This window comes from Myxococcus sp. RHSTA-1-4, from assembly GCF_020037125.1.
Lineage (GTDB): Bacteria > Myxococcota > Myxococcia > Myxococcales > Myxococcaceae > Myxococcus.
The window spans coordinates 552850-575551 of sequence record NZ_JAIQDG010000002.1; the positions used below are offsets into that span (position 1 = coordinate 552850).

Below are 22702 nucleotides of genomic sequence, written 5' to 3' on the forward strand. Positions count from 1 at the left end.
GCGCGTTCAGTTCGGCTGGCGGAACAGCCGCATCCTCGGGCCGCCGCCCATCTCCATGAAGAAGCCGAACTGGAACTTCACCTCCGCGTCCTGGGTCAGCAGGCCCGGCGGAGGGTTGGGGAAGGGCTGCGCGCGCTTGAAGGACGACACCGCCTCCAGGTCCAGGAAGTCCAGGCCGCTGCTCTTCTCCACCTGGATGTCCTTCACCTGGCCCTTCTCGTCGAGCGTCACCGCCAGCAGCGTGTACCGGTCCTTCCCCGAGTAGGTGGCGCCGGTGGGGTCCCTGCGGCGGAGCTGCTCGTTGGGGTTCCAGTGCATGCCCACGCTCTGCTTCACGCGGTTGAAGAAGCTGGCGTACTTCCACTCGCGCGTGTTGAGGAGGGTGGCGTCTCCCTCCTCCGCGTCCTGGAGGTGGTCATTGGGCGCCGCGCCCAGCACCTTGTCCATGACGGCGCGCGACGGCATCAGCGCGGCCATGCCCGGGGCCCCCGCGCGCCCGGTCGAGCCCGCCTCCTCGCCGCCCGTGCCCGGCTGGATGCGCAGGCGCTTCGAGTTGCCCGCCAGCTCGTCGCTCTCGTTCTGGTTGTTCACCGCCACGCCCGGGCCCCGCGTGTTGGGGTCCGTCTTCACGGCCACCTCGCTCTTGCGGCGGGCGTCGGGAATCTCGAAGGCGGGCTTCTGGCCGCCTTCCGACATGGGCTTCTCGTCGTTGCCCAGGCCGTTGTTGCCGGCGATGCGCGGGGCCTGCTGCGGCTGCGAGTCCGTGCCCGGCTGCTCCCGCGGGGCCGTCCGCTGCGGCATGGCGTTCTTGTAGAAGGGCGTCTGCTCCCGGGCGCGCGTCTCCTTCCGCACCCGGTTGTTGCTCTCCGCGAGGTACTTCGCGTTCGGGTCCACCTCGTCATTGCCGGGGGCGACATCCACCACCTGGCCCTGGGGCTTGTCCTCGGGCTTCTTCTCTTCCTTCTTCTCCTGGACGCGGGAGCGCTCCGCCACCCGTGACTTGGAGTTGACGTCCGCCTTGCCCCGGTTCTTCGCCCATTGGTCCGCGGTGAGCGGCCGGACGGCCACGGCGGTGGGCCGGGTGGCGGGCTTGTGCTCCTTCCCCGGGCCCTGGAGGGAGCCGCTCAGGAGCAGCGCACCCACATAGACGACGTGGACCAGCAGGGCGAGCGCCACCGCGGCGACGACGCGCCAGGGCGAGCCCTGCCGCCTGCGGCGGCGCCAGTCTGTTGGAGAAGAACCCGTGCTCACGGCGCGATGATAAACCTCCAGGCCGGCTGACTAGTCCCGTCCCGTTCGCGGCAGAACAGGCGGGCAGGGGAGGAGATTCGCGAGACGTGCACTGGTTCGCACGAGTAGCCCCCCTCCAGGCTCAATAGATGGGAGCCACCTCGGCGCCGTTGAAGTAGTGACGGAGGATGTCCTGGTAGCGCTGCCCGGCCTCCGCCCGGCCGATAGCGCCTGTCTGGCACATCCCTACTCCGTGGCCCCAACCCCCGCCACGGAAAAGCCAGCCGGTGAGCTGGCCCTCGGCGTTCCGTTCGGCCTCCACCACCGCCATGCTGCTGTTGAGCATCCCGAACAACCGGCGGATGTTCAACTCGCCCCGGATCTGCGTGGCCCCCCGCTCGCCGGACAGCGTCAGCACCCGCGCCCGCCCGGACACGCCCCTTTCGGACAGGGCCATGGCCAGCACCCGGCCCACGCCGAGGTGCCGTGTCAGCGCGTCCACCTGGGCCGCCGTGAAGCGCTTCTCCCAGCGGAACTTGCCCGCCGGCGCGAAGCTGGACAGCCGGCAGGCGGCCGGGAGGTCGGTTGCCGCCAGCCATTCCTCCAGGTGCGCCGGCAGGGGATGCCGACCCGACGGGGTCAGGAGGTCCGGGCGTCCGCGCAGCGACGGGTCCGGCGGGCCGCCCCACACCACGTCATTGTCCTCCGTGTGGCCGCCGCACATCGCGCTGTAGACGGAGTCCACCAGCCGGCCGTCCTCGCTGAAGAGGCCCTGGCCCCGGGTGGCCTCCACCGCGGCGGTGGTGCTGGCCACCTCGCCCGTGCGGCCCCGGTACACCGCGCAGTGCTGCTCCGAGCAGAGGAGGTACGGGTCCGCCAGGTGCTTGATGCCCACCTTGGCCAGCACCTCGCCGCGCGCGGTGACGGCCTGGGCCTTGAGCGCCTCCGGGTGCGCGCGGGCGTAGATTTCGGACGGCACCAGCCCCTTCAGCAGGTCCTCCAGGGGGACGACGTTCACCACCGCCAGCAGGCCCGCGCGGTCCACCACGAGCTGCAGCGCGCCCCGGAAGGTGCGGTCCTCGAAGCCGTGGAAGTCGTAGCCGACGCCGTACTCCACCTGGCGCACGTCGAAGCCCGCGCCGTCCGGCGTCTCCGCGTCCAGCCGGTCCTGCGCCAGCCCCACCACCACGCCGGACTCGTCCCGCACCTCGAGGATGGCGCTCGCGGGCGTGCGCACCTCCTCGAACAGCGTGGTCCTCACGCCGTATTGGCGCAGGAGGTCCGCCTGCCTGCGGGCCGCCTCCTCGGGGGAGAGCGCCTCGTCCATCAGCAGCAGGTGGCGCCGGTTGTCGATGACCTTGCCGGCGATGCCGTACACCGTGCCCAGCACGTGCGTGCGCACCGCCAGCCCGCGCGCCCGCCACTCCTCCTGGGCCGCGCTCATGCCCTCGCGGTCCGCGATGCGGAACTCGCCGAGCTGCACGCGCGCGGAGAGGACGGCCCGCTCGCCCTGCGTCACGCGCACCGTCCACCGCGTCCCCGCCGCCGCGTCCAGCACCTTGTCGTCGGGCCCGCCGAAGCGCAGCCGCATCCGGCCCCGGGGGGAGAACGTCACCTCGCGCCGGCCCTCCATCAGCCGGATGGGCACCCGGGGCTCACCGCCCCGGAAGTCCAGCCGCTTGAGGTCTCCCGGCCCCGGCAGGCCCTGTCCCATCAGGTCCTCTCCGCCCGGCAGCGCTGGCGGGGCGCCCGCGTCCGGGCTGGGGGGCGTTCCACCGTCGGCCAGGGGAGGGGCGCCAGCCGCGGGGGCGGCTTCCGGGGCCGCCGTGCCCCCATCCGGGGACGCGTCCGCCTGACCGGTGGCGGGGGAGGGGGCCGCTTCCGGCGCGGGCCTGGGGGCCGCGCAGGCGGAGAGCAGGAGGAGGGTGAGGAGCAGCGGGACGGCGGGTCGCACAGGGGGCGCCACCGTAGCCGCCACGCGCGCGGGCTGTCACGGGTCGTACGCCTGCCGGGCCGCCAGGGCCGCTGGGACACGCGGTGAATAGAGCGCCCGGGCTCCCGCGTTGCCCCTGCTCATGAAAATCCGACGAGGCAACCGCGTGAAGCTGAAGACCCCGGCGGCCGCTCTGGCCGCGAGCCTGCTCATGCTCGGCGTGACGGCCCACGCCGAAGGGCTTCCCCTTCCGGACCTGCAGGCGGGCGCTCCGGCGGCCCCCGCTCCCGGCGCCCCGGCCTTCAAGCCGGCCCTGGGGGTGCAGGCCGTGCCGAACACCCCGGTGGAGGCGCTGCCCGCGCACCCGGACCACGCCAACATCGCCGAGCCGTCCCCCCAGCCGGGCTCCCAGGCCTCGCCCCTGTCGGCCGCGGCCACCCCCCAGTTCTCCCGTGAGTGGGTGGTGAGCGAGTCCGGTAACGACTCCGGCGACGGCAGCGCCGCGCAGCCCTTCCGCACCATCGCCAAGGCCATCAGCCAGGCCAACCCCGGCGAGGTCATCCGCGTGCTGGCCGGCACCTATCCCGAGCGCATCGTCATCGCGGAGAACGCGAAGCCGGGCACGCCGGAGGCGAAAATCACCCTTCAGGGCGAGGGCCGCCCGCGCATCATCCCCGGCAACGGGGGAGGCGCGCTCGTGCAGGTGCGCCGCCCGAACTGGGTCGTCGACGGGTTCGAAGTCGACGTGCAGGGCCAGTCCTTCTTCGCCGTCACCTTCCAGGGCGACGTGACGGGCTCGGTGCTGGCCAACTCGGAGCTGCACCACGGCGGCGCCGGCGCGGGCGTGACGACCTACGACAACGCCACCGGCGCCACCATCGAGAACAACCACATCCACGACTTCGTGAAGAACACGGGCAACAAGGACTCGCACGGCGTCGTGGTGCAGCCCACGTCGCGCGACATCACCGTGCGCAACAACGACATCCACGACAACTCGGGTGACTCCGTGCAGTGCCTGGGGCCCGAGGGCTTCAGCACGCTGCCCCCCGCGGACGGGCTGGTGGTGGAGAACAACCACTTCTACGCCAACCGGGAGAACGCCGTGGACATCAAGACGTGCCACCGCGTGGCCATCCGCAACAACCGCATGCACCAGTTCCGCCCGTCCAGCACGGCCAAGGGGGACGTGGTGGTGGTTCACTACTCCGCGCGCGACGTGACGGTGGAGGACAACGAAATCTACGACGGCGCCAAGGGCATCTCCGTGGGTGGCAACCGCGAGGGCCCCATGCCCACGGGCATCGTCATCCGCCGCAACCGCGTGCACGACATCACCAACGCCGGCGGTGGCGAGGGCACCGGCATCCGCCTGGAGAACTCCAACGGCACCGTGGTGGTCAACAACACCCTCACCCGCGTCTCCACGGCGCTCATCATCGGCCATGGCACCGGCGGGCCCACGGAGGCCCCGGTGGTGCGCAACAACATCGTGGACGCCGCGCCCCTCGCGGTGAGCCTGGGCGCCCAGGCCCCCGGCATGCAGATGGGCAACAACCTCTTCCCGGCTGGCGCCCAGTTCAAGGAGAAGGGGACGCTGGTGGGGCTGGAGCAGTTCAAGTCCGCCGCCGGCGACACCACCTCCACCGCCGGCGCGCCGGACCTGGGCGAGGCCTTCGGCCCCGGCGTCGCGGCCGTGGACCATGGCATCGACGTGGGCCTGCCTTTCTGCGGCGCCGGCCCGGACATCGGCGCGGTGGAGATGGGCTGCTGACGGCCCCAGGCCCCTGAAACGACAAGGCCCGATGCGGAGTCGCTTCCGCATCGGGCCTTTGTCTTTGAGGCGCCACCCGGATTCGAACCGGGGAATGAAGGTTTTGCAGACCTTTGCCTTACCACTTGGCTATGGCGCCGAGAGGATGGGGTCGGCTTTATACGCAGCCGGCCCCTGCCTGGTCAAGGATGCAACAGCAGCCCGAACGCATTGCGTCCCGGTAGCATGGGTGCGCCAGAGGGTTCCACCCCGGGTGCGCCTGCGTACCCGACTGAGAGGTGCTTCGAGATGCTGCACGGCCACGGGATGTACCTGGAAGAGCATGACGCGTTCCGCCGCACGGTGCGGGCGGTGGTGGACAAGGAGCTGCTCCCCTTCGCCGCCGAGTGGGAGGAGCGGGAGGAGTTCCCCCGTGAGCTGTTCGCGCGCTTTGGCGAGCTGGGCTTCCTCGGGCTGAAGTACCCGGTGGAGTACGGGGGCTCGGCGGCCGGAGAGCTCTACGAGGCGGTGCTCCTGGAGGAACTGGGCCGGTGTGGCTCGGGGGGCGTGTCCGCCGGGCTGGCGGCGCAGTTCACCATCTCCACCGGGCCCATCCACCTGTTCGGCACGGACGCGCAGAAGCGCCGCTGGCTGGCCCCCGCCATCCGCGGGGAGAAGATTGGCGCGCTGGGCATCAGCGAGCCCGACGCCGGCTCGGACGTGGCCGGCCTGCGCACCACCGCGCGGCGCGACGGGGACTCCTACGTCATCAACGGCTCCAAGACGTACATCACCAACGGCGTGCGCGCGGACTTCGTGGTGCTGGCGGTGAAGACGAACCCGTCCGCCGGCCACAAGGGCCTGTCCATGCTGGTGGTGGAGAAGGGCACGCCGGGCTTCTCCGTGGGGCGCAAGCTGAAGAAGGTGGGCTGGCGCGCCTCGGACACGGCGGAGCTGTTCTTCGAGGACTGCCGCGTGCCCGCGGAGAACCTGCTGGGCGTGGAGGGACAGGGCTTCTCCCAAATCATGGGCAACTTCCAGTGGGAGCGCCTGTCGCTGGCCCTGGGGGCGCTGGGCGCCGCGGATGACATGCTGGAGAAGGTGCTCGAGCACGTGAAGTCGCGCCGCGCCTTCGGCCAGTCGCTCAACCAGTTCCAGGTGGTGCGGCACAAGCTGGCGGACCTGTTCACCGCCCGCGAGTGCGCGCGCCAGCTCACCTACCACGCCCTGCGCCTGCACGTGGCCGGCGAGTGGGCCGTCGCCCAGACGTCCATGGCCAAGAAGGTGGCCACCGAGATGGCCTGCCGCGTGGCGGACGAGTGCCTCCAGCTCCACGGCGGCGCCGGCTACATGATGGAGTACGACATCCAGCGCCACTGGCGCGACGCGCGGCTGGGGCCCATCGGCGGTGGCACCAGCGAGGTGATGAACGAAATCATCGCCAAGCAGCTCGGGCTGTAGGCCCGGGTCGCCCAGGGTGGGCGGCGCGGCGCGGCAGCCCTCCAGGGCCAGGCAGCCGGGGGAGCGCGACGGAACAGCCCCGTGGCGCTCCGGGTTCCCGGAAGAGACCCCGCGGAGGTCCCCGTGGAGCCCACCATCGTCTGTGCCGAGCTGTACATGCGTCTGGGGGACGACGAAGTGCTCGTCCTCGACTGTCGCGACCCGTCGGATTGGGAGCGCTATGAGCTGCACATCCCCGGTGCACTGAGAATGACTCCCGGGGAGATTGCCCGAGAGCTCCACATGCTCCCGGACGATGAGCTCATCGTCCTGTGTGGCTGCTCTCCCGACGGCAGGGACATCCGCCGCCTCTGCCGCCTGCTCCGGATGCGCGGGCGCGAGGCGGTGTGCCTCGAAGGGGGCCTCCCCGCCTGGGTGACGGGCGGCTACCCCACGGAGCGCCATGCCCGCGCCCCCCAGGTCGCCCTGCGGCACTGACGCGCGGCGGATGCAGCGCGTCGTCAAAGGGTGTATGCAGCGGCCGACCTCACCCTCCACTGGAGAGAACGCCCCATGGCCAGGCTTCGCGCGGCGCTCATCGGCGCCACCGGACTCGCCGGACAGCAGTTCATCGCAGCCCTGAAGGACCACCCGCACTTCGAGCTGACCGGCCTCGCCGCGTCCCCTCGCTCGGCGGGAAAAACCTACGGGGAGGCGCTGAAGACGGCCAACGGCATGACGGCATGGTTCGTCCCCGAGCCCCTGCCGGCCGAGGTGGCCCGCATGAAGGTGGTGGCGGGTGACGCGCTCCAGGCCAAGGACTTCGACCTGGTCTTCTCCGCCGTCGAGGCGGACGTGGCGCGCGAACTGGAGCCCCGGCTGGCGAAGGACATCCCCGTCTTCTCCGCCGCCAGCGCCTTCCGCTACGAGGAAGACGTCCCGCTGCTCATTCCTCCCGTCAACGCCTCGCACGCTCCGCTCGTGCGCGAGCAGCAGAAGCGGCGCGGCTGGAAGGGCTACATCGTTCCCATTCCCAACTGCACCACCACCGGCCTCGCCATCACCCTGGCGCCGCTGGCCGAGCGCTTCGGCGTGAAGGCGGTGCTGATGACCAGCCTCCAGGCCATGTCCGGCGCCGGCCGCTCGCCGGGCGTCATCGGTCTGGACATCATCGACAACGTCATCCCCCACATCCCCAAGGAGGAGCACAAGGTCGAGGTGGAGACGAAGAAGATCCTCGGCACCCTGCGCCCTGGTGGCGAGGCGCTCACCCCCCATGACGTCCGGGTGTCCTGCACCTGCACCCGCGTGGCCGTCATGGAGGGGCACACGGAGTCCGTCTTCGTGTCGCTGGGAGCGAAGGCCACCGTGGCCGAGGTCGTCCAGGCGATGCGCGAGTGGCGGGGGGCCGAGGTGGCTCGCGGCCTGCCGTCCGCTCCTCCGAACTGGATTGAAGTGCTGGATGACCCGTTCCGTCCCCAGCCCCGGTTGGACCGCGACACCCACGGCGGCATGGCCACGACGGTGGGGCGCGTGCGCGAGGACGGCGTGCTGGAGAACGGCTTCAAGTACGTGCTCGTCTCCCACAACACCAAGATGGGCGCCGCGCGCGGGGCCATCCTCGTGGCCGAGCAGCTTCGGGCCCAGGGGCTGCTGGGCTGACCGCGACGTCCGGCCGGCGGAGGGCTCAGATTCAGGGTGCCATCGCCGGCCCGAACCACTACTGTGCGCGCCCACGGACGCGCTAGATTCCGCTAGAGGAGAATTTTCATGGCCTACGTCGTCGCCGAGCCTTGCATCAAGTGCAAGTACACCGACTGTGTCGAGGTGTGCCCGGTCAACTGCTTCTATGAAGGTGCCAACTTCCTGGTCATCCACCCGGATGAGTGCATCGACTGCGGCGCTTGCGAGCCCGTGTGCCCCACCAAGGCCATCTTCCCGGAGACGGAGCTCCCCGAGAAGTGGAAGGAGTACAAGCCGCTGAACGCCGACTTCGCCGCGAAGTGGCCCAACATCGCCGAGAAGAAGGCTCCGCTGCCCGAGGCAGAGGACTTCAAGGACAAGCAGGACAAGCGCGCCCTGCTCGAGGCGAAGCCCGGCAAGTAGGCCGCTCACACCCGCGTGTCCACGGAAGGCCCTCCCGCCCCACGGCGCGAGGGCCTTCGTCGTCGCGGGCTTCCTCATTCCGCGCGCAGTGAGCGCAGCCGCAGCCCCCGCGCCTCCAGCCCCTCCCTCAGCCGCGCCAGGTCCTCGGATGGCAGTGGCCCGTTCCGGCCCTGGATGCGCAACGCCACCTCCCGAGGCCCCGTCCGCTCCACCTCCACCGTGGCGTCCAGGCCGCCCCGCAGGCTCAGGCTCAGCGCCGGCCGCTGGGACTTCACGAAGACCTCGATGCGCTCGATGAGCTCCAGCGCCGCCTCGGTGCGCGCGCCCGGGCCCGGCTCTCCGGCGCCGGAGGCACTCGCGCCTCCCGCCGCCACGGAGGCCACGGCGCGCGACTCCTGGGGTGGTGCGTCCATGCCATGGCGACCCGGCTCCGGGCTCGTCGCCCCGGGGGGGGGCCGTGCCTCCAGGGGCGGAGGAGGCGGGGCCCGCAGGTCCCGCGACAGCTCGCGTGCGATGAGCTCCGTGACTCGCTGCTCGGTGCGCTCCTGGACCTGGGTGCTGGCCTCGCTCCGGAAGGTGCCCAGCCGCTGGGCCTCCAGGTGCATCACCTGGCGCGTCCGTACGAGGTTCTCCGGGCTGGCCAGGGCCCCACGGGCGGTGGCGACGACCGGGCTCGACGCTCTCGCCAGCGGTAGGGCGGGAGCACGGACGGCCGAGACTCCGGGGCGGGCGGTCCCCGGGACTTCGGGCGTGGTGCCTCGGGGGGGCATCCGCCGCGGATCCGCTTGCTGGAGTGCCTTCTTGAACCGGGCTCCGTCCGGGGCCTGCTTCGCCGCTCCGGACTCGGATGGGGGTTCTTGCGCGTCGACCTTCATGGGTTCCCTCGCGTGGGTGGCGCGAGGGAGAGAGCAGGGGACGTGCCAGGGGGCGCGCCGCGGAAGCCCCCGGAGTCACGGGCTTCCGGTGACGAGGGGCGTACGCGCGGCGGGACGGGCGTCCGGGAGCGGGATGCCCCTCAGCGGTACGTGCCGAAGGCGCCGGGCTGCGTGGGCGCGAGCCCCGTCAGGTCGTTGACGGCCAGGGGGCACGAGGCCAGCGCGGCCGGGTCCACGAGGCCGGTCACATTCGTCCAGTCGCGCTCCGGGAACAGCAGCGCCTCGCGCATCTCGATGGCGGTGAGGCCCTTCTTGTACTCCCAGAAGCGGCCCCGCACGAGCACCCTGGTCCCCCGCAGCAGCTTGTTGAGGTCCACGTACTGCGACTCCGCGAGCTTCGCGGTGATGTCCACCTTGACGCGCTTGCGCGGCTTGCCGAACTGGAACTCGTAGGGCGCCTCCGAGGGCGGCTCCGGCTCCACCCAGACGAGGCGGGCCAGCATGTACGGCTGCTCCGGCTCCTCGCCCTTCTTGAGGCGCTTCTTCTTCGGCTTCTCCAGCTTCACGTCCACGACCTCCACGCCGGAGAAGGCCAGCTCGTGGTCCAGGTAGTTGTCGCGGAAGAGGGCCTCGGCGGTGGATGCGGCCACGGAGGTGGCCCGCTCCACGTCCTCCTTGTACCGCTCGCGCAGCACGGGGAGGGTGAGCAGGAAGCTGTCCAGCGGCTTCACGCCCTCGGACAGGAAGCGCAGCTTCGCCATGTCCATGGCGGGGTAGTACGGCGCCAGCGCCTGGGCCGTCCCCAGCCACTCGGGTGTCAGCTTCTGGTCGATGAGCACCCGCCGCACCATGGCGACGAAGAAGGCGTTGCCCGGGAAGCGCGGGTTGACGAGCTGGGTGTTCAGCGCCTGGACCAGCACCGGGTCGAGCATGAAGTTCTCGTCCCGCTTGTGGAACAGCGGCGCCGTCTCACCGAGCAGCGTGAGCATCGCGCCCACCACCTGCGCGCAGTTCGGGTCATTGGTTCCCTGGACCAGTGCCTGGTACAGGCGCGTCCTGACGAAGCGCTTGTCCATGTCCTCCTCGCGGAAGACGGGAGGCTGCCCGGTGCCGAAGAAGAACTCCGGTTGAGTGGCGGTGGCGGGCAGGGTCAGCAGACCCAGGGCGAGTGCGAGCAGACGGGCGGAACGCATGACGGCCCCAGCCTATCACGAGGCCTCCATGGGCAGGGGCTCCTCCTCGGGTGGTGGCGAGGCCTGGAGCACCAGCGCGGCGGCGACCAGCTCCAGCACGGCGGCCACGGCGAAGAGCCGGTGCCCGCCCAGCCAGTCGTACACGGCCCCGGAGGTGGCGTAGCCCAGGAGTCCGCCGACGCCGAAGGTGACCGCGGCGAACAGCGCCTGTCCGGACGCGCGCAGCTCCGGCGGCACGCGCCGCGCGAGGAAGGCGACACAGGCCACATAGAACGCGCCAAACGTCAGCCCGTGCAGCGGCGCGAGCGCCAACAGCACGCCCGCGGACGACGTCAGCGCCATGCCTCCCCACCGGAGCGCGCTCGCGGCGAAGGCGAAGCCCAGCACGTGCCGCGGCGCGAAGCCTCCGGCGAGCCGCGGGTACAGGAACATCACCACCACCTCGGCCACCACGCCCGCGCCCGCCGTCAGGCCCACCACGGCCGGTGACAGTCCCAGCGCCATGACGTGGATGGAGAGCGAGCCATGGTAGGGCGCGCACGCCAGCCAGTGCAGGCCCGTGGCCGCGAGCAGCCACCGGATGTCGGGATGGCGCAGGAGCCGCAGCCCCGCCAGCGGATGGGGCCGAGGGCCTGGCGTGTCGTTGTCACGCAGGGTGAGCGTCCAGGGCGCGAGCAGGGCCAGCAGCCCCAGTGGGGCCAGCACCAGCCGCTCGTCCACGCGCGGCACCAGCAGGCCGAACACCACGCTGGACGCGATGAAGCCCAGCGAGCCGAACAGCCGCAGGTGCGCGTAGCTGCCGCCGGCGCGCGCCACGTGGTGCATGGCCAGGCTGTCGATGAGCGGCGTGAAGCCCGTGGAGAACACGGCGTACACCGCCAGCGAGGCCACCAGGGCGGGGAAGCTCCGCGCCAACAACAGCAGCGAAAAGGCGAGCACGGCCCCGAGCGTCAGCCCGGTGAGCACCCGCGCCGCGCGGCCCGTACGGTCGGCCAGGTGCCCCCACAGCGGGGGCGCGAGCAGGGACAGGAAGGGGCTGATGGAGAGGAGCAGTCCCACCTGCGTCGCCGAGAGTGAAAGTGATTTGAGATAGGCAGGCAGGAATGGCAGGACGATTCCCACCGTCGCGTAATAGAGGAAATAGAAGCCGGCCAGGGATACACGGCCGGCTGCCTGCGGCGGGGCTGGCATGGGACCGCACCTTGACATGCCGGGGGCTTTTTTCCGTCTGTTGACCTCGCGGTCTTTTGTGTACCTTGCCCGCGACATGGCTACTCCCACGGATCTCTCCGCGCCCGTCACCATCACCCAGATCAAGAGTGAGGCGGAGCTCATGCAGGCGCTCGCCATCCGCGAGGTGGTGTTCATCGAGGAGCAGCACGTCCCCGAGGGCATCGAGCGCGACGCGGAGGATGCGAACGCCTACCACGTCATCGCGAACCAGGGCGGCCACGCCATTGGCACGGGCCGTCTGGTGATGCTGCCGCAGCCTCCCGCGGGCCGCGAGGGCAAGTGGGGACAGATTGGCCGCATGGCGGTGCTCCAGGCGCACCGCAAGGCGCGCGTGGGCTCCATGCTGCTGACCGCGCTGGAGGAAGAGGCGCGCCGGCGCGGGGTCAACGGCATCATGCTGCACGCGCAGCTCTACGCGCTCGAGTTCTACAAGAAGCACGGCTACGAGTCGGTGGGCACGGTCTTCCAGGAGGCCGGCATCGACCACCTGGAGATGCACAAGAAGCTGTAGCCGCCGTCAGCGGCGCGGCGGCCTGGGGGCGGGCGGCTGCGCGTGGCGAGGGTCCTCCGGCCACGAGTGCCGGGGGTACTTGCGGCACAGCTCCTTGCGGATGGCCGGGTAGTGCCGCTCCCAGAAGCCGGCCAGGTCGGTGGTGACCTGAACCGCGCGCATGTTGGGCGCCAGCAGGTGCAGCACCAGCGGGACGCGCCCCGCGCAGACGACGGGCCCCTGGGCCATGCCGAAGAAGTCCTGCAGGCGGGACTCGACCCAGGGCGGCTTGCCCGGCTCGTAGTGCACCTTGACGCCCCGGCCTCCGGGCAGCGTCACCCGCTCCGGAGCATGTGAGGCCAGCAGGCGCTGCTGCTCAGAGGTGAGCCGCGCGTAGAGGGCATCCAGGAGCGACACGCCCTCCAGGTCCTTGAAGCTGCGCGCGTCCGAGCACAGCGAGGCCAGTGCGTCGCGCAGGAAGGCATCGTCCACGGAGGGGAACTTCGCCTCGGGGAAGGCCTGCGCCAGCAGCGCCACGCGGGTGCGCCACTGCTCCAGCGCCTCCGGGTCCGCGAACTTCCCGGGGCCGGCGGCGAGCGCGGCCTCGACGAGCACGCGCGCGGTTTGCTCGGAGGGCGGCGCGGGCGTGCGCGTCTCCTCCAGCACGAGGTTGCCGTAGGACAGGCGTGTGAGGCGCTCCACGCGGCGTGCCTCGGCGTTCCACTGGAGGGTGTCCACCTCTTCCAGCGCATCGGGGTAGAGGTCCAGCAGCCACTCGGGCTCCACGGCGCTGGCCAGCCGGACGATGGCGCCACGGCCCGGGCGCTCCTCGGCGTCCACGGCCACCATGAGGTCGGCGTCCTGGACCACGCTCAGCTCGGAGAGGGACACGGTGCCGCCACCGAACAGGAGCAGCTCGGGCGCGCGGGGACGGCGCCGGCGGGCCACGCGGTCCGGGTAGCCGGCGAGCACGCTGAGCATCAGCGCCTGCTCCACGTCCTCTGCTCGCTGGGGGCGCTCGCCCTGGTTTCGCACCGCGCGCCGGAGCTGCTTCTGCACGCGGTCCACGGACTGCACCGCGCCCGCCTCCAGCGAGAGGGAGTGCAGGCGCCCGGAGGCGAAGCTCGCGCGCTCGGCGTCGCGGAAGCGCTCCAGCAGCTCCAGCAGGTCCGAGGGGCCGCTGACGACGGCGGCGCCGCGGCCACCGCCTCCGCCCATGTTGACGCGGGCCTCGCGGCGGATGTCGCGCTCGCCCATGAGGGCCGCGAGCGTGGCGGCCTCGGCGCCCACGCCCCGGCGCTCTCCCTCGACGATGACGCGGGCCTGGCGCGGGTGCACGGGGAAGCGCAGCAGCCGCTGGCCCACGTCTGTGACGCGCCCCTTCGGGTCCACCGCGCCCAGCCGGCGCAGGAGCGTCTCCGCCGCTTCGAGCGAGGCGGCGGGAGGCGCCTCGAAGAAGGGGAAGGCGCCCAGGTCCGTCACGCCGGAGGCGCGCAGGGCGAGCACCGTCTCCGCCAGGTCCATGCGGCGGATTTCGGGGGCCTCCTGCTCGGGGCGGCCGTCGAAGTCGTGCTGCGTGTAGAGGCGCAGGCAGTGGCCGGCGCGGGTACGGCCGGCGCGGCCGGCGCGTTGAATGGCGGAGGCGCGGCTGACCCTGGACAGCTTGAGCTGCGGCAGGCCGGACCAGGGCGAGTGGCTGGCCACGCGCGCCAGCCCGGTGTCGATGACCACGGCCACGCCGTCGATGGTGACGGACGTCTCCGCCACGTTGGTGGAGAGGATGATCTTCCGGCGCGGGCTGCGGCGGACGGCGCGGTCCTGCTCGGCCGGGGTCAGGTCTCCGTGGAGGGGGAGGACGTCGGCGCCGTGGCGCTCGGCGAACTCGGCGCAGGCGTCGCGCGTGCGGCGGATCTCCCCGGCGCCGGGGAGGAAGACGAGCACGTCCCCGTCCAGGCCGTTGGCGAACACGCGCTTGATTCCGGAGAGCACCTGCTGGTCCAGGTACCGCTCGTCGGGCGCGGGCAGGTACTCCACGCTCACGTCGAAGCGGCGGCCCTCGGAGCGCAGGGAGGGACAACCTCCGAGGTATGCCCGGATGGGCTCGGCCTCCAGGGTCGCGGACATGACGACGACCTTGAGGTCCGGGCGCGCCGTCTCCTGGAGCCGGCGCAGCATGGCGAGCGAGATGTCCGCGGACAGGTGCCGCTCGTGGAACTCGTCGAGCACGACGATGCCCACGTCGTTCAGCTTCGGGTCGGTCAGCAGGCGGCGGCCGAGCACGCCCTCGGTGACGAAGGACAGGCGCGTCTTCGCGCCGCGCACGTCCTCGAAGCGGACCTGATAGCCGACGGTTTCGCCCACGCGCTCGCCAATCTCCTCGGAGACGCGCTGGGCGGCGAGCCGGGTGGGAAGGCGGCGGGGCTGGAGGACGACGATTTCCTTGCCCTGTCCGAGCCCGGCCTCCAGGAGCGCGCGGGGCACGCGCGTCGTCTTGCCGGCACCGGGAGGCGCCTCCAGCACGAGCGAGCGCGCGCCCCGGAGGGTGGCGACGATCTCCGGCAGGAGGGGATCGATGGGAAGGGCGATGTCCGCCATGGCCGGGTTCCTCTAACGGCGCGGTCCGGGGACCGCTCGGTGCTCAGGGAGTGTCGGATCCGGAGGCGCCGGGAGCGGGCGCCGCCTTCTTCTTCCGCACGCGAGGCGCCTGTGCCTCCGCGCTGGGGGACGGTGCCTCTCCCTCGGGAGGGGAGGGGGCTTCCGCCTTCTTCCGGCCCTTCCGGGCGCCACGAGCCTCGCCCTGCGGCTCGGAGGGGGGCTCAACGGAAGAGGCCTCGGAGGCTTCGTTCCGTGCCGCGTCGTCCTCCGCGCCAGGGGCGGTGGCGCCATGGGAGTCCACCGTTGGGGCAGGAGCCGATTCCGAAGCGCCCGGTGCGGAGGCCTCGTCAGCGCTCGTCGCATCCTCTCCGTCGCCACCGGCCTGTGGACCCGCGGCCTCGGTGTCCTCCGCGCCTTCCGCCTCGCCCGGGGCGGATACGTCAGCCCCGTCATCCAGCGGCGCGTCGAGCGGCTGGGGCGCGGTCTCCCGCGCTCCAGCCGGAGCAACGGAGGCGGCCTCTCCCCCGGCATCGAGCGCGGCCACCTCGGCCAGCTCCGCCGCGGTGGGCTCCATGGAGTCCACGGGCTCTTCGCCGAACCCGGCCAGCGCCTCGTCGGCGGACGGGGCCAGCCCGCGTCCGGCGCGGCGCTTCGGCTTGAGTCCCAGCCCGGCGGCCTCGTAGACGCTGGGCACGGGCACCACCGCGGCCTCGGACAGCAGTCGCGCCTGGCGCAGGGCCACGTCGAGCTTGCGGCCCAGTGCCACCAGCTCCTCGCGCAGGACGGTCTCCACCTCGGGCGTGAGCGGCGCGGGCTCGTGGCTGGAGCGCCACGCGGTGTGGGCGGCGGCCACCTGCTCCATCACCGGCCGCACGAGCGCGAAGTCGTCGCGGGCGAAGATGCGTGTCACGTACGCGCTCTTCGTGCGCCGCTCGTACGAGGTGGCGTACTCGATGACGGCGTCGCGGGGCGCGCGGCGGAGCTGGGGGAACTTGACGTGCGGGAAGAGCGCCTCGATGACGGGCGCGCGGCTGCTCGCGGTGAAGGTGATGCCCGCGTGCAGCTTCTCCAGGGCGTCCACCCAGAGGCCCTGCTGGTGGAAGGCGTACTCCTCGCGGGCCTCCTCCAGCTCGGGCAGGTCCTTCACGCGGTCCAGCACGCCCGCGGAGGGGGCGCGCGTGGTGCGCACCAGCTCCAGGGCGTCGGCCAGCCAGCGCTTCTCGGACTCCAGGCCGGGCCTGCCCGCGAGCATCTCCCCCGCGGTGGCGAGCCGGGCCTCGAAGGCCTCGGCGAAGCGGATGAGCTCATAGGACTCGAGCGTCGACGACATGCGGCTCCTGGGAAGGGCGGCGGGAGATACCACACCCGGCGCTCGGCTCCGAGCGGCCGGGCAGGGGCCTCACCGTCCGTTGAGCAGCACCGTGAGGGCGTCACGGTGCGTGAAGTCCGGGAAGGCCACGTGGGCTCCGGCCTCCAGCAGGGCCTCGGGCGTGTAGGAGCCGGTGCCCACGCCAATGCATTCGGCGCCGATGCCCCGGGCCGCGTGCACGTCCTTGGGCGTGTCCCCGATGATGACCACGCGGCACTCCTCCATGGGCATGCCGAGCCGCGCCGCGCCCGCCTTCGCGCCGGCGCGGATGAGCTCCACCCGGTCCTCGTGGTCGCAGCCGAAGCCGCCGAAGTCGAACTGGTCGTAGATGCTGACGCGCTCCAGCTTCACGCGGGCGCCCTCGCGCACGTTGCCGGTGCCCAGGCCCACCGCGAAGCCCGAGCGCGAGCGGGCCTCCCTCACCGCCTCGCGCATGCCGGGGAAGACGCGGTAGTTCTGGTCATCCACCCGGTGCACCTCCCGGGCGAGGTGCGCGACGTAGGCGGCGATGACCTCGTCGATGGCGGCCTCCGAGTCCTCCGCGCCGATGACGCCCAGCCCCTTGCGGACGATGGCCCGGTCCGTCATCCCGGACATCTTGAACGAGTCGCACGCGTCACGGCGCCCGTGGAGCTGCTCGAAGGCGAGCTCCATGGAGCGGCGCCCCGCGCCTCCCGTGGTGACGAGGGTTCCATCGATGTCGAAGAGCAGGACGGTAGGCCGCATGGCCCCCATCTAACGGAAGCTCCGGGCCGACGCGAGCCCGGAGTCAGCCTCGCCGGGCCGCTCAGGGCTCGACGAGGGTGAGCCCGCGCTGGAGCGCCTCGCGGACGAGGGGCCGCTCCTCCAGGGGCAGCCGGTCCTCCAGCGCCTGTCGGGCCCGCTGCCCGCCCAGCCGCCCGAGCGCCACGGCGACCGCCTCGCGCACGCGGTCCTCGCGGTCCTCCAGCCGGGAGATGAGGGAGGGGATGGCCTCCAGTCCCAGGCACCGTCCGAGCGCCGTCGCCGCGCTGGCACGCACGTCCGCCGGAGCGCGCTTGTCCTCCAGCACCTCGCTGAGCACGGGGACGGCCTCCGGCCCGAGCTGGCGCCAGGCCTCCTCCCGGAGACCGCCCCGCGACGCGTCCAGCAACTCCAGCACCCGCGCGCGCAGGTCACCGGCGGCCGGGGAAGGGGAGACGGCGGGGGGCTCCGCGGACGCGCGCGTGTTCATGCGCGCGAGGCCGCCGGTGCCAGCGAGCAGCGTCACGCCGAGCACGCCGGGCCACCACCGCGGACGGAGGAGGGACCGGGGCACGCGGGAGGGGCGTGCGCCGGAACGAGGGGGCAGGGATGAGTTCATGGGGGCTCCCTGGAACGGGGTGGCTTCCCGGGTTATACGCCGGATGGGTGGTGCATCCATGGCCGGACGCGTCTTCTTCTTCCTCCAGCACGCCACGTACGAGCCGGCGTTCCAGGCCGCCTCCATGGGCATCACCGCGGCGGCGATGGGAGACGAGGTGTACTTCGTCTTCGCCTTCGATGCGCTGCGCCAGCTCGTGAGCGGGAGCTTCGGTCTGCCGCGGGGCGAGCGGGAGCACGAGGAGCTCGCGCGGGCGGAGGGCCTGGGCGTGCCGCCTCCGGCGCGCATGCTGGAGGAGGCTCGTGCCCTGGGGGCGAAGCTGATCGCCTGCGACACCACGGTGCGCATCTGCGGCTTTGTCCCGGAAGAGCTGGAACGCACGCTGGACGAGGTGATGGGATTGGCCTCGCTCTGGCGGCTTACCCAGGGCGCCCGCACCCTCGCGTTGTAGCCCGCACGCCTGCCCTCCAGTCGGGCTCAAATGTCGTCCGCGCGGCGCCTGTATGCGCACCGCATCGGCTCGCGCTGTAACGTCGCAGTATCATCCGAACGACCGGGCATCCGTCCGCCGATGCTGTAGCCTCCGGCGGGAATGACGCGGTAATCTGCGCGCACGCCGTCCCCCTGAAGCACCTGGCCGCGCGGAAGTTCCGCGTCCCCCATCAGCCGCAGAAGGAATCCATCATCTATGCGCGCCAAGCAGCTACTCCTGAGCGCCCTCGCCCTCGGCACCCTCTCGGGTGTTCTCGCCGTGGGCTGTCAGTCCTACGACTTCGAGCGGGTGGAGCCGCTTTCCATCGCGCAGACGACGGTCGAGGAGACCATCACGGTCCGCAGCCGCAAGCCGAACATCATGATGCTGGTGGACACGTCCGGCTCCATGACGGACCCGGTGGACACGTCCGACCCGGACTGCCAGGTGGTGGTGGGTGATGAGGTCGACACCTGCGGCTCCCAGGTTCCCTGCAACACGGCGGTCTGCCCCACGCGCTGGACGGAGCTGCAGGCGGCGGTCCCCACGTTCCTCGCCAGCGCCGGCCCGTACGCCCGTTTTGGCCTGACCACCTATCCGGAGACCGGCGGCCAGACGTCGGGCACCGCCGCGTGCAGGCCTTCCACCCAGGCCTCCGTTCGCAAGAGCCTGCCCCAGGCCGAGGACGATGCGTCGCTGCTGGCGCACGCCAACGACATCAACGCCATCATCCAGGGCATCCCCAACTTCGGCACGGGCCAGCCCGCGGGTGGTACGCCCACCAGCCTGAGCCTGCGCTTCGTGGGCGGTCTGGAGGGACTGCAGGCGGAGGACCGCACGGACTTCGTCATCCTCCTGACGGACGGTCTGCCCAACTGCAACCCGGACAACGTCAACGACGGCACCACTGCGGCGTGCAAGTGCACGCAGACTGGCACGGCCGCGTGCACCGGCACCTTCACGCGGCTCGGCTGCCTGGACCAGGACGCCTCAGTGACCGCGGTGCGGGAGCTGGCCGCCAGGGACATCACCACCATCGTCATCGGCTTCGGCGCGGAGACGGCGTCGGGCAACGGCCCCGCGGTGCTGGACGCCATGGCCCGGGCCGGCGGCTTCGCCCGTACCTGCGAGGCCGGGCAGGATTCGTGCGGCCCGAACGACCCGTGTGACCCCGTCTCGCGGACGTGCTCCCGCAGCTTCTACCAGGCGGGCAACCAGGAGGAGCTCGCCCAGGCCCTGGAGGCCATCAGCAAGAAGCTCCTCGTCCAGGAGCCGTGCCTCATCAAGCTGGACCCGTCCCAGCTTCCGACCGAGGACAACCTCATCGTCGTCTACCTCGACGGCGAGCGCGCCGCGCCCGGTGACTCCACCTGGGACCCGAACGTGAAGGCCAACGGGGGCGTGCTCTTCACCGGCGCCGCCTGCCAGCGCATCGAGTCCTCCACGCCGGACGCGCCGGTCAACATCGAGATCCGGGCAATCCGCCAGCGCTAGACTGGCGGCTCGCGGGGCGGCTTTACCCGGCGCGGGGCGAGGATTATAGGTCCGTCGCTCCCCGGTATGGCCGCCCCGCTATGAAAGCCACCCTCCTCTCGCGCTCCGCCTCCATCCCGTCCACCCGGCGTCTCGTCGAGGTGGGCCGTGCGCGGGGCCACCAGATGAGGGTGCTCAACCCGCTCCGGGTGCAGATGCACCTGGACGGGGGCAGCGCCACCCTCTACTACGACCGCAAGAAGCTGGCGCCCACGGACGTCGTCCTTCCGCGCATCGCCCAGTCCATCAACACCTATGGCCTGGCGGTGGTGAACCAGTTCGCGCTGACGCGCGTGCCGCTGGTGAACCACGCGCAGGCCATTGCCCAGTCGCGCAACAAGATGCGCTCGCTGCAGCTGCTGTCCGCGCACGGCATCGGCATTCCGGCCACGGTGATGGCGCGCGACGCGGCCCACCTCAAGGAGATGGTGGGGCTGGTGGGCGGCGTGCCGGTGCTGGTGAAGCTGTTGCAGGGTCAGGAGAAGCACGGCGTCATGGTGTGCGAGAGCCTCCAGTCCCTGGAGGCCGCGCTCGAGGCGGTGCTGGGCCTGGGGCACAACCTGGTCATGCAGGAGTACGTGAAGAGCTCCGGCCAGGACGTGCGGGTGCTCGTGGTGGGCGGACAGGCGGTGGCCGCGGTGCGGCGCAAGCCCCGTCCCGGGCGCCTGGCGCACACCCTCAACAAGGGCGCGCGGCTGGAGGCCATCGACCTGTCTCCGGGCCAGCGCGCCACCGCGGAGAAGGCCACCCGCCTGGTGGGGTTGGAGGTGGCCGCGGTGGACATGCTGGACGTGCAGGGACAGCCCAAGGTCTTCGAGGTGAACAGCTCGCCCGCGCTCCCGGAGATGGAGGCCGCCACCGGCATGGACCTGGCCACCCTCATCATCGCCCGGGCGGAGGCGCTGGTGGCCGGCGCGCCCCCGGTGTCCGTGCCGGACCTGTCCCCACCGGCGCTCCTCCCGGTTCCACCGGCGCCCCCGGCTCCGGGCCGGAAGGGGAACGGACGCGCGACCAAGGCCGGCGTGGGCGGTGGGTGAAGAGAAAGGCGGCCCCCAACGTCTCGGAGCGTGATACGGAGCACTCGTTTCCAGGAGAAGACCCATGCTGCGCAGCTCTCGCTTCACTCCCATGGCCGCCGTGCTGGCGGCGCTGGCCTGGACGGCCCCGGCGTTCGCCGACGACGTGGACCCCTCCACGCTCTATGAGGTGTCCACCGAGGGGACCTCCACCCAGGTGAAGGCGGGGGAGAAGGGCGTGTTCGTCCTCTCCATCAAGACGAAGGAGGGCGCGCACGTCTCCGAGGAGGCCCCGCTGAAGCTGGACGTGAAGGGCACCCGCCTCACGCCCGCGAAGGAGAAGCTGGGCCGCGAGGACTCCGTCTCGAAGAAGGCGGCGGGGCAGGAGTTCGTCGACCCCCGCTTCGAGGTTCCCTTCACCACCGCCGCGGCGGGGAAGGGCACCCTGGACGCGAAGCTGACCTTCTTCATCTGCACGGAGAAGATCTGCGCCCGCCAGCAGAAGGCGTTCTCCCTCCCCGTCGAGGTCCTCTAGGTGGCCGCCCGAGGAGAGCGTCCTTCCCGGGGCCGTGGCGACACGCGAGGCGGCGAGCGCCGGGAGCGGAGTGGCGGTGAGCGCCGGGAGCGCGGTGGTGGCGAGCGCGGCGGCCGTGAGCGCGGCGAGTACCGGGCCAGCGAGCGGGAGGAGTCCCGCGGCGCCGAGCGCGAGGAGCGGCGGGGCGGCGGCGAGTCCCAGGCTCGCTTCGTCTACGGCGTGAATCCCGTCCTGGAGGCCCTGCGGGCGAAGCCCGACGAGGTCGACCGCCTCTATTTGGTAGAGGGGCAGCTGGGAGCCCGCGCGGCGGGAGAGCTGCTCAGCCGCGCGCGGGACGCCGGCATCCGCGTGGAGAAGGTGACGCGCGAGCGCATGGCCTCCATGTCCGAGGGCGGCGTGCACCAGGGCGTGGTGGTGGAGCTGCGGGGCTACCGGTACGCGGAGCTGGCGGACGTGCTGGAGGCGGCGAAGGCCAGCGGCCAGCCTCCCCTGGTGGTGGTGCTCGACGGCATCCAGGACCCGCACAACCTGGGCGCCATCATCCGCTCGGCGAATGCGCTGGGTGCGCACGGCGTGGTGATTGCCAAGGACCGGGCGGTGCAGGTGACGGGCACCGTGGCCAAGGCGTCGGCGGGGGCGGTGGAGCACACCCGCATCGCCCGCGTGGTGAACGTCTCCCGGGCTCTGGAAGAGCTGAAGGAGGCCGGCCTGTGGGTGGCGGCGGCGGACGTGGACTCGAAGGAGCCCATGTGGAGCGCCCGGCTGGATGGGCCCCTGGCCCTGGTGGTGGGGGCCGAGGGGACGGGCGTCCGGGAAGGCGTCCTGAAGCACTGCGATTTCCGCCTCAGGATTCCAATGGCCGGTCAGGTCGGTTCATTGAATGCGTCCGTTTCGGCCGGCATTCTGCTATATGAGGTCGCCCGCCAGCGGGGGAGCACTCCCGTCCGGTAGCCGCCAGCCAGGATCAATGTCCTTGACTTGGGCGAAGCGGACTTTTAAAAGGGCGCCCCTCTCAAGGCGGCACCGGGTGGTCGACGGTTCCGCCGAGGTCGGGGTCGGGAGCAGGCAGCTAGCGGTAGCCGGATGAGTGCCGGTGTAGCTCAGTCGGTAGAGCAACTGATTTGTAATCAGTAGGTCGCGGGTTCAAGTCCCGCCGCCGGCCAAGCAGGACGGGGCCGCGGATGAGGGCCCGGACGCGGTAGAAGTGTGGTAGGTGACAAGAGAATACGGAGGGATACCCAAGCGGCCAAAGGGAGCAGACTGTAAATCTGCCGGCGCACGCCTTCGGTGGTTCGAATCCACCTCCCTCCACTCGGCAACGCGGGAATAGCTCAGTTGGTAGAGCGTCAGCCTTCCAAGCTGAATGTCGTGGGTTCGAGTCCCATTTCCCGCTCCAACCGTTGTAGTCACAGCATCGCCAAGCCCTGATAGCTCAGTTGGCAGAGCGCATCCTTGGTAAGGATGAGGTCACCAGTTCAATCCTGGTTCAGGGCTCCATTTTTCGAGGAGTGTCATGGCCAAGGAGAAGTTCGACCGTAGCAAGCCCCACGTGAACATCGGCACGATCGGACACGTGGACCACGGCAA

20 protein-coding genes and 5 tRNA genes are annotated in these 22702 nt (G+C 71.5%); 15 read left to right on the forward strand and 10 right to left on the reverse strand.

Annotated elements, in window-relative coordinates:
- Window positions 1-6: 6 nt before the first annotated feature.
- Both K8638_RS05720 and K8638_RS05725 read right to left on the reverse strand, forming a co-directional pair.
- Window positions 7-1251 carry an energy transducer TonB gene (locus K8638_RS05720; protein WP_223753379.1) on the reverse strand — a complete coding sequence of 415 codons (1245 nt, stop codon included), beginning with the start codon at window positions 1249-1251 and terminating at the stop codon, window positions 7-9.
- 121 nt (window positions 1252-1372) lie between these two features.
- A complete protein-coding gene (locus K8638_RS05725) occupies window positions 1373-3184 on the reverse strand; it encodes a SpoIID/LytB domain-containing protein (RefSeq protein WP_223753380.1) in 1812 nt (603 codons plus the stop codon).
- 121 nt (window positions 3185-3305) lie between these two features.
- Here K8638_RS05725 and K8638_RS05730 point away from each other — a divergent pair, with 121 nt between their 5' ends.
- Window positions 3306-4937 carry a nitrous oxide reductase family maturation protein NosD gene (locus tag K8638_RS05730; RefSeq protein ID WP_223753381.1) on the forward strand — a complete coding sequence of 544 codons (1632 nt, stop codon included), beginning with the start codon at window positions 3306-3308 and terminating at the stop codon, window positions 4935-4937.
- 67 nt (window positions 4938-5004) lie between these two features.
- Here K8638_RS05730 and K8638_RS05735 read toward each other — a convergent pair.
- Window positions 5005-5076: transfer RNA gene (locus tag K8638_RS05735), tRNA-Cys, on the reverse strand.
- A gap of 149 nt (window positions 5077-5225) precedes the next feature.
- Between K8638_RS05735 and K8638_RS05740 the strand changes: the two genes are divergently transcribed.
- The 4 genes from K8638_RS05740 (at window position 5226) to fdxA (ending at window position 8462) form a co-directional block, all read left to right on the forward strand.
- On the forward strand, window positions 5226-6377 hold the full coding sequence (locus K8638_RS05740; RefSeq protein ID WP_223753382.1) for an acyl-CoA dehydrogenase family protein: 1152 nt from the start codon (window positions 5226-5228) through the stop codon (window positions 6375-6377).
- A gap of 123 nt (window positions 6378-6500) precedes the next feature.
- Window positions 6501-6854 (forward strand): rhodanese-like domain-containing protein, encoded by a 354-nt coding sequence (locus K8638_RS05745; protein ID WP_223753383.1) that lies wholly within the window; start codon window positions 6501-6503, stop codon window positions 6852-6854.
- A gap of 75 nt (window positions 6855-6929) precedes the next feature.
- Window positions 6930-8018 (forward strand): aspartate-semialdehyde dehydrogenase, encoded by a 1089-nt coding sequence (gene asd / locus K8638_RS05750; RefSeq protein ID WP_223753384.1) that lies wholly within the window; start codon window positions 6930-6932, stop codon window positions 8016-8018.
- A gap of 108 nt (window positions 8019-8126) precedes the next feature.
- A complete protein-coding gene (gene fdxA / locus K8638_RS05755) occupies window positions 8127-8462 on the forward strand; it encodes a ferredoxin FdxA (protein ID WP_223753385.1) in 336 nt (111 codons plus the stop codon).
- A gap of 74 nt (window positions 8463-8536) precedes the next feature.
- Here the strand turns inward: fdxA and K8638_RS05760 are convergent, their stop codons facing one another.
- The 3 genes from K8638_RS05760 to K8638_RS05770 all read right to left on the reverse strand — a co-directional run bounded on the left by K8638_RS05760 (window position 8537) and on the right by K8638_RS05770 (window position 11721).
- Entirely contained in the window at window positions 8537-9337 is an 801-nt protein-coding gene (locus K8638_RS05760; protein WP_223753386.1) for a hypothetical protein, read from the reverse strand.
- 140 nt (window positions 9338-9477) lie between these two features.
- Window positions 9478-10530 carry a hypothetical protein gene (locus K8638_RS05765; protein WP_223753387.1) on the reverse strand — a complete coding sequence of 351 codons (1053 nt, stop codon included), beginning with the start codon at window positions 10528-10530 and terminating at the stop codon, window positions 9478-9480.
- A 15-nt stretch (window positions 10531-10545) separates the two neighbouring features.
- Entirely contained in the window at window positions 10546-11721 is a 1176-nt protein-coding gene (locus K8638_RS05770; RefSeq protein WP_223753388.1) for an MFS transporter, read from the reverse strand.
- Between the two features lie 76 nt (window positions 11722-11797).
- Between K8638_RS05770 and K8638_RS05775 the strand changes: the two genes are divergently transcribed.
- Complete coding sequence (locus K8638_RS05775) at window positions 11798-12274, forward strand: GNAT family N-acetyltransferase (RefSeq protein WP_223753389.1); 477 nt, start codon at window positions 11798-11800, stop codon at window positions 12272-12274.
- A gap of 6 nt (window positions 12275-12280) precedes the next feature.
- Here K8638_RS05775 and hrpB read toward each other — a convergent pair whose 3' ends face one another.
- The 4 genes from hrpB to K8638_RS05795 all read right to left on the reverse strand — a co-directional run bounded on the left by hrpB (window position 12281) and on the right by K8638_RS05795 (window position 17475).
- Complete coding sequence (hrpB, locus tag K8638_RS05780; RefSeq protein ID WP_223753390.1) at window positions 12281-14848, reverse strand: ATP-dependent helicase HrpB; 2568 nt, start codon at window positions 14846-14848, stop codon at window positions 12281-12283.
- A gap of 43 nt (window positions 14849-14891) precedes the next feature.
- On the reverse strand, window positions 14892-16178 hold the full coding sequence (locus tag K8638_RS05785; RefSeq protein WP_223753391.1) for a hypothetical protein: 1287 nt from the start codon (window positions 16176-16178) through the stop codon (window positions 14892-14894).
- A 69-nt stretch (window positions 16179-16247) separates the two neighbouring features.
- Window positions 16248-16952, reverse strand: a complete 705-nt coding sequence (locus K8638_RS05790) for an HAD family hydrolase (protein WP_223753392.1) — start codon at window positions 16950-16952, stop codon at window positions 16248-16250.
- Window positions 16953-17004: 52 nt separating this feature from the next.
- Window positions 17005-17475 (reverse strand): HEAT repeat domain-containing protein, encoded by a 471-nt coding sequence (locus K8638_RS05795; RefSeq protein WP_223753393.1) that lies wholly within the window; start codon window positions 17473-17475, stop codon window positions 17005-17007.
- 142 nt (window positions 17476-17617) lie between these two features.
- Between K8638_RS05795 and K8638_RS05800 the strand changes: the two genes are divergently transcribed.
- From K8638_RS05800 to K8638_RS05840, 9 genes are all read left to right on the forward strand, one after another.
- Window positions 17618-18010, forward strand: a complete 393-nt coding sequence (locus K8638_RS05800; protein WP_223753394.1) for a DsrE family protein — start codon at window positions 17618-17620, stop codon at window positions 18008-18010.
- 237 nt (window positions 18011-18247) lie between these two features.
- Window positions 18248-19525 carry an adventurous gliding motility lipoprotein CglB gene (gene cglB, locus K8638_RS05805; protein ID WP_223753395.1) on the forward strand — a complete coding sequence of 426 codons (1278 nt, stop codon included), beginning with the start codon at window positions 18248-18250 and terminating at the stop codon, window positions 19523-19525.
- Window positions 19526-19605: 80 nt separating this feature from the next.
- Window positions 19606-20601: a RimK family alpha-L-glutamate ligase gene (locus K8638_RS05810; RefSeq protein WP_223753396.1), complete on the forward strand. Its 996-nt coding sequence runs from the start codon at window positions 19606-19608 to the stop codon at window positions 20599-20601.
- 64 nt (window positions 20602-20665) lie between these two features.
- On the forward strand, window positions 20666-21115 hold the full coding sequence (locus K8638_RS05815) for a hypothetical protein (RefSeq protein WP_223753397.1): 450 nt from the start codon (window positions 20666-20668) through the stop codon (window positions 21113-21115).
- Window positions 21116-22066, forward strand: a complete 951-nt coding sequence (rlmB, locus tag K8638_RS05820) for a 23S rRNA (guanosine(2251)-2'-O)-methyltransferase RlmB (RefSeq protein ID WP_370643917.1) — start codon at window positions 21116-21118, stop codon at window positions 22064-22066. It abuts the gene before it with no gap.
- Window positions 22067-22204: 138 nt separating this feature from the next.
- Window positions 22205-22277, forward strand: a tRNA-Thr gene (locus K8638_RS05825).
- Between the two features lie 66 nt (window positions 22278-22343).
- Window positions 22344-22426 (forward strand) — tRNA-Tyr (locus K8638_RS05830).
- Window positions 22427-22435: 9 nt separating this feature from the next.
- A tRNA-Gly gene (locus K8638_RS05835) sits at window positions 22436-22511 on the forward strand.
- Window positions 22512-22536: 25 nt separating this feature from the next.
- Window positions 22537-22612 (forward strand) — tRNA-Thr (locus K8638_RS05840).
- The last annotated feature ends 90 nt before the right edge of the window (window positions 22613-22702 follow it).

What these genes read in the sequence shown, in the direction of transcription:
- K8638_RS05765 (WP_223753387.1), bottom strand. Translation starts at nt 10,530, where the DNA reads ATGCGTTCCGCCCGTCTGCTCGCACTCGCCCTGGGTCTGCTGACCCTG.
- cglB (WP_223753395.1), top strand. Translation starts at nt 18,248, where the DNA reads ATGCGCGCCAAGCAGCTACTCCTGAGCGCCCTCGCCCTCGGCACCCTC.
- K8638_RS05815 (WP_223753397.1), top strand. Translation starts at nt 20,666, where the DNA reads ATGCTGCGCAGCTCTCGCTTCACTCCCATGGCCGCCGTGCTGGCGGCG.
- K8638_RS05740 (WP_223753382.1), top strand. Translation starts at nt 5,226, where the DNA reads ATGCTGCACGGCCACGGGATGTACCTGGAAGAGCATGACGCGTTCCGC.
- K8638_RS05760 (WP_223753386.1), bottom strand. Translation starts at nt 9,337, where the DNA reads ATGAAGGTCGACGCGCAAGAACCCCCATCCGAGTCCGGAGCGGCGAAG.
- K8638_RS05775 (WP_223753389.1), top strand. Translation starts at nt 11,798, where the DNA reads ATGGCTACTCCCACGGATCTCTCCGCGCCCGTCACCATCACCCAGATC.
- fdxA (WP_223753385.1), top strand. Translation starts at nt 8,127, where the DNA reads ATGGCCTACGTCGTCGCCGAGCCTTGCATCAAGTGCAAGTACACCGAC.
- K8638_RS05785 (WP_223753391.1), bottom strand. Translation starts at nt 16,178, where the DNA reads ATGTCGTCGACGCTCGAGTCCTATGAGCTCATCCGCTTCGCCGAGGCC.
- K8638_RS05790 (WP_223753392.1), bottom strand. Translation starts at nt 16,952, where the DNA reads ATGGGGGCCATGCGGCCTACCGTCCTGCTCTTCGACATCGATGGAACC.
- K8638_RS05800 (WP_223753394.1), top strand. Translation starts at nt 17,618, where the DNA reads ATGGCCGGACGCGTCTTCTTCTTCCTCCAGCACGCCACGTACGAGCCG.
- asd (WP_223753384.1), top strand. Translation starts at nt 6,930, where the DNA reads ATGGCCAGGCTTCGCGCGGCGCTCATCGGCGCCACCGGACTCGCCGGA.
- hrpB (WP_223753390.1), bottom strand. Translation starts at nt 14,848, where the DNA reads ATGGCGGACATCGCCCTTCCCATCGATCCCCTCCTGCCGGAGATCGTC.
- K8638_RS05770 (WP_223753388.1), bottom strand. Translation starts at nt 11,721, where the DNA reads ATGCCAGCCCCGCCGCAGGCAGCCGGCCGTGTATCCCTGGCCGGCTTC.
- K8638_RS05730 (WP_223753381.1), top strand. Translation starts at nt 3,306, where the DNA reads ATGAAAATCCGACGAGGCAACCGCGTGAAGCTGAAGACCCCGGCGGCC.
- K8638_RS05810 (WP_223753396.1), top strand. Translation starts at nt 19,606, where the DNA reads ATGAAAGCCACCCTCCTCTCGCGCTCCGCCTCCATCCCGTCCACCCGG.